Genomic DNA, 4,424 nt, shown 5'->3' with positions numbered 1-4,424 from the left:
ACACCACCGTGCGCGCCCCCTGTCGCCAGGGCGCGCGCACCGGGATCAGTAGCGGTAGGTGTCAGGCTTGTAGGGGCCTTGCTTGGGCACGCCGATGTAGGCGGCCTGTTCGTCGGTCAGCTCGGTCAGCATGGCGCCCACCTTCTTGAGGTGCAGGCGCGCCACCTTTTCGTCCAGGTGCTTGGGCAGCACGTAGACCTTGCCGTTTTCGTAGTAGTCGCTGTGAGTGAACAGCTCGATCTGGGCAATGGTCTGGTTGGCAAAGCTCGACGACATCACGAAGCTGGGGTGGCCCGTGCCGCAGCCCAGGTTCACCAGACGGCCCTTGGCCAGCAGGATGATGCGCTTGCCGTCCGGGAAGATCACGTGGTCCACCTGGGGCTTGATCTCTTCCCACTGGTACTGCTCCAGCGACGCGACCTGGATCTCGTTGTCGAAGTGGCCGATGTTGCAGACGATGGCCTGGTCCTTCATGGCCAGCATGTGCTCGTGGCGGATCACGTCCTTGTTGCCGGTGGTGGTCACGAAGATGTCGGCCTTGTCGGCAGCGTATTCCATGGTCACGACCTTGTAGCCTTCCATCGCGGCCTGCAGGGCGTTGATGGGGTCGATCTCGGTCACCCACACCTGGGCGCTCAGCGCGCGCAGGGCCTGGGCGCTGCCCTTGCCCACGTCGCCGTAGCCAGCGACCACGGCCACCTTGCCGGCGATCATCACGTCGGTGGCGCGCTTGATGCCGTCCACCAGCGACTCACGGCAACCGTACAGGTTGTCGAACTTGCTCTTGGTCACCGAGTCGTTCACGTTGATGGCGCGGAACATCAGCGAGCCCTTGGCCGACATTTCCTTCAGGCGGTGCACGCCCGTGGTGGTTTCTTCGGTCACGCCGATGATCTGGGCGCTCTTGCGGCTGTACCAGGTCGGGTCTTGCGCCAGCTTGGCCTTGATGGAAGCGAACAGGCAGGTTTCTTCTTCGCTGGTGGGGTTGGCAATCAGCGATACGTCCTTTTCGGCGCGCTTGCCCAGGTGCATCAGCAGCGTGGCATCGCCACCGTCGTCCAGGATCAGGTTGGGGCCTTCGCCTTCGGCGCCTGCGGGGCCAAAGTCAAAGATGCGGTGGGTGTAGTCCCAGTATTCGGCCAGGGTCTCGCCCTTGATGGCGAACACGGGCGTGCCAGCGGCAGCAATCGCGGCTGCGGCGTGGTCTTGCGTGGAGAAGATGTTGCAAGAAGCCCAGCGCACCTCAGCACCAAGGGCCTGCAGGGTCTCGATCAGCACGGCGGTCTGGATCGTCATGTGCAGCGAGCCGGTAATGCGTGCGCCCTTGAGCGGTTGCTTGGCAGCGAATTCTTCGCGGATGGCCATCAGGCCGGGCATTTCGGTTTCGGCGATGCGAATTTCTTTGCGGCCCCATTCGGCCAGGCCGATGTCGGCAATGATGCAGTCGGTGTTGACCGGGGCGTTGACGCGTGCGTTCATGATGGTGTGCTCCAAAGCATGTTTGAAAAGCCACTGCGCGAAGGGGATGGTCGATACGCCTCACCGCACGCGAAGTGGATGAGCGTCGTTGCTAGATGACTCCGAGCCTCACGCCCCGCCTGTGCTGGGGACGCTGCAACGCTCCTCGGATCGGCGGATTATAAAAGCAAGTGCATTCCCGGCGCCATGCCCGCAGGGGTGAATTCATCCCGGACCTTGCACGGAACAGTAAAATCCCGCGACTGCCGCCCCTGCGACCCATGCAGGTCCCGGCCCGAAGATTTCTTGCGCAGGGCGCTCTGCCCCGCACCCATCCCATTCAGGAACCCCTGTGTCCTACGCCCCAGAAACCCGGCGCCGCCGCACCTTTGCCATCATTTCCCACCCCGACGCCGGTAAAACGACGCTGACGGAAAAGCTGCTGCTGTTCTCGGGCGCGATCCAGATCGCGGGTGCCGTCAAGGGCCGAAAGGCCAGCCGCCATGCCACCTCCGACTGGATGGAAATCGAAAAGCAGCGCGGCATCTCGGTGGCCAGCTCGGTCATGCAGATGCTGTACCGCGAGCATGTGATCAACCTGCTCGACACGCCCGGCCACAAGGACTTCTCGGAAGACACCTACCGCGTGCTCACCGCCGTGGACTCGGCGCTGATGGTGATCGACGCCGCCAACGGTGTGGAAGCACAAACCCGCCGCCTGATCGAGGTCTGCCGCCAGCGCGACACGCCCATCATCACCTTCGTCAACAAGATGGACCGCGAGGTGCGCGACCCGCTGGACATCATGGACGAGGTCGAGCGCGAACTGGGCATGCCCTGCTGCCCCATGACCTGGCCCGTGGGCCAGGGCAAGAGCTTTGGCGGCATCATCAACTTGCGCACCAAGACGATGACGGTGTTCGAATCCGGCAGCGAACGTCGCCCGCAGGACTTCGAATCCATCCCGCTCACCGATGTGGACACCCTGCGCGCCCGCTTTGGCGCCGAGTTCGACGCCGCCATGGACAGCATGGAGCTGGCCACCGGTGCATCGCCCGCCTGGGACCACGAGGCCTTCCTGGCCGGCAAGTTGACCCCCGTGTTCTTCGGCTCCGGCGTGAACAACTTCGGGGTGATGGAGGTGCTGGACGCGCTGGTGGACATGGCACCGCCGCCCGGCCCGCGCGTGAGCACGCTCGAAGTGAACAGACAGCCCGTGGTGAAGACCATCCAGCCCGAGGACGAGGGCTTTGCGGGGGTGGTCTTCAAGGTGCAGGCCAACATGGACGCCAACCACCGCGACCGCATCGCCTTCGTGCGCGTGGCCTCGGGAAAGTACACACCGGGCATGAAGCTCAAGGTGCAGCGCACCGGCAAGGAGCTGCGGCCGACCTCGGTCGTGACCTTCATGTCGCAGCGCCGCGAGGCCGTGGAAGAGGCCTACGCGGGCGACATCATCGGCTTCACCACGCACGGCGGCGTGCAGCTGGGCGACACCATCACCGACGGCGCGAACCTGCAGTTCACCGGCCTGCCCTTCTTCGCGCCCGAAATGTTCATGACCGTGGTGCTCAAGAACCCGCTGCGCACCAAGCAGCTGCAGCAGGGCCTGGCCCAGCTGGGCGAAGAAGGCGCCATCCAGGTCTTCAAGCCCGACGCTGGCGGCAACATGCTGCTGGGCGCCGTGGGCCAGCTGCAGTTTGAAGTGGTGCAACACCGCCTGAAGGCCGAGTACGACGCCGACGTGCGGCTGGAAGGCTGCCAGTACACGGGCGCCCGCTGGATCACGGCAGACACTGCCGCCGATCTGCGCGCCTTTACCGATGCCTACCCGCTGCGCCTGGCGCACGACGCGGCGGACACGCTGGCGTACCTGTGCACCTCGCCCTATGACGTGCGGCTGGCGCAGGAGCGGTTTCCCAAGATCCACTTCCATCCGCTGCGGGAGCATGCGGGGTTGGCACTGCAGAAGGCCGGTTGAGCCCGCATGCGACCTCTGGACCTCTGGCCGACAGCGGCCCGCCGCGACTTGGTGGGCGTGTTCACCGACATCGACGACACCCTGACCACCGAGGGCGCCATCACGGCCGACGCGCTGCAGGCGCTGGCCGACCTGAAGTCCGCGGGCCTGATGGTCATTCCCATCACCGGCCGGCCGATTGGTTGGTGCGAACCCTTCATGGCTGGGCCTGTCGGTTCGACCTGGCCGGTGAATGCCATGGTGGCGGAGAACGGTGCTGTGGCGTTTACCCGGGGCTCTGGCGCTCAACCACCGCTGGTCAAGCGCTACCAGCAAGACGCCGCCACGCGCAGCGCCAACCAGGCACGCATGCGTGAGATCGCCGCGCTGGTGGCTTCGGAAGTGCCAGGTGTGGCCCTGAGCCGCGACAGCGCCGGGCGCGAGACGGACCTGGCCTTTGACTACGCCGAGTTCGACCGGCACCCGCCCGAGACCGTGCAACAGGTGCTGGACTTGCTACAGCGCGAAGGCATGCAGACCACGGTGAGCAGCATCCACATCCACGGCTGCTTTGGGGACTTCAACAAATGGCAGGGCGCCAACTGGATCGTGCGCGAGCTGCTGGGGCGCGATCTGGCGCAGGAGCTGGACCGCTGGGTGTTTGTGGGCGACTCAGGCAATGACCAGGCGATGTTCCAGCACTTCATCCACAGCGTGGGCGTGGCCAACATCGCGCGGTTTGTGCCGCAGCTCTCACATCTGCCACGGTATGTGACGCAGGGCGAACGGGGCGCGGGGTTTGCGGAAGTGGCTAGGGCAATTCTGGCGCACCGCTAAAGACGAGCAAATCAAGCTACAGGGCGCTGTCGCCACAGCCCCTGGCTGATCCACGTAACGAGGCCAGCCCCACCGGGACAGTGCACGCAAGACCTCCAAGAAGCAGTTTTGACTGGCGGTTTAAACAACGAAGTGCACGTTGCCAAAAGGTAGGCCCAGACAAGTAAGT

3 protein-coding genes and 1 riboswitch are annotated in these 4,424 nt (G+C 64.6%); of the genes, 2 read left to right on the top strand and 1 reads right to left on the bottom strand.

Annotated elements, in window-relative coordinates; translation table 11 throughout:
* Positions 1-45: 45 nt before the first annotated feature.
* Positions 46-1,479 (bottom strand): adenosylhomocysteinase, encoded by a 1,434-nt coding sequence (ahcY, locus tag ACODSU_RS25195; protein ID WP_476017527.1) that lies wholly within the window; start codon positions 1,477-1,479, stop codon positions 46-48.
* Positions 1,480-1,552: 73 nt separating this feature from the next.
* Positions 1,553-1,632, bottom strand: a riboswitch (S-adenosyl-L-homocysteine riboswitch).
* Between the two features lie 178 nt (positions 1,633-1,810).
* Here ahcY and ACODSU_RS25190 point away from each other — a divergent pair.
* Positions 1,811-3,439, top strand: a complete 1,629-nt coding sequence (locus ACODSU_RS25190; protein ID WP_488845685.1) for a peptide chain release factor 3 — start codon at positions 1,811-1,813, stop codon at positions 3,437-3,439.
* A 6-nt stretch (positions 3,440-3,445) separates the two neighbouring features.
* Entirely contained in the window at positions 3,446-4,255 is an 810-nt protein-coding gene (locus tag ACODSU_RS25185; RefSeq protein WP_488845683.1) for an HAD-IIB family hydrolase, read from the top strand.
* Positions 4,256-4,424 lie beyond the last annotated feature (169 nt).

The organism is Acidovorax sp. FG48, from assembly GCF_057809085.1.
Note: the sequence above shows the minus strand (reverse complement) of the source record. Positions and strands in the feature narration are given on the sequence as shown.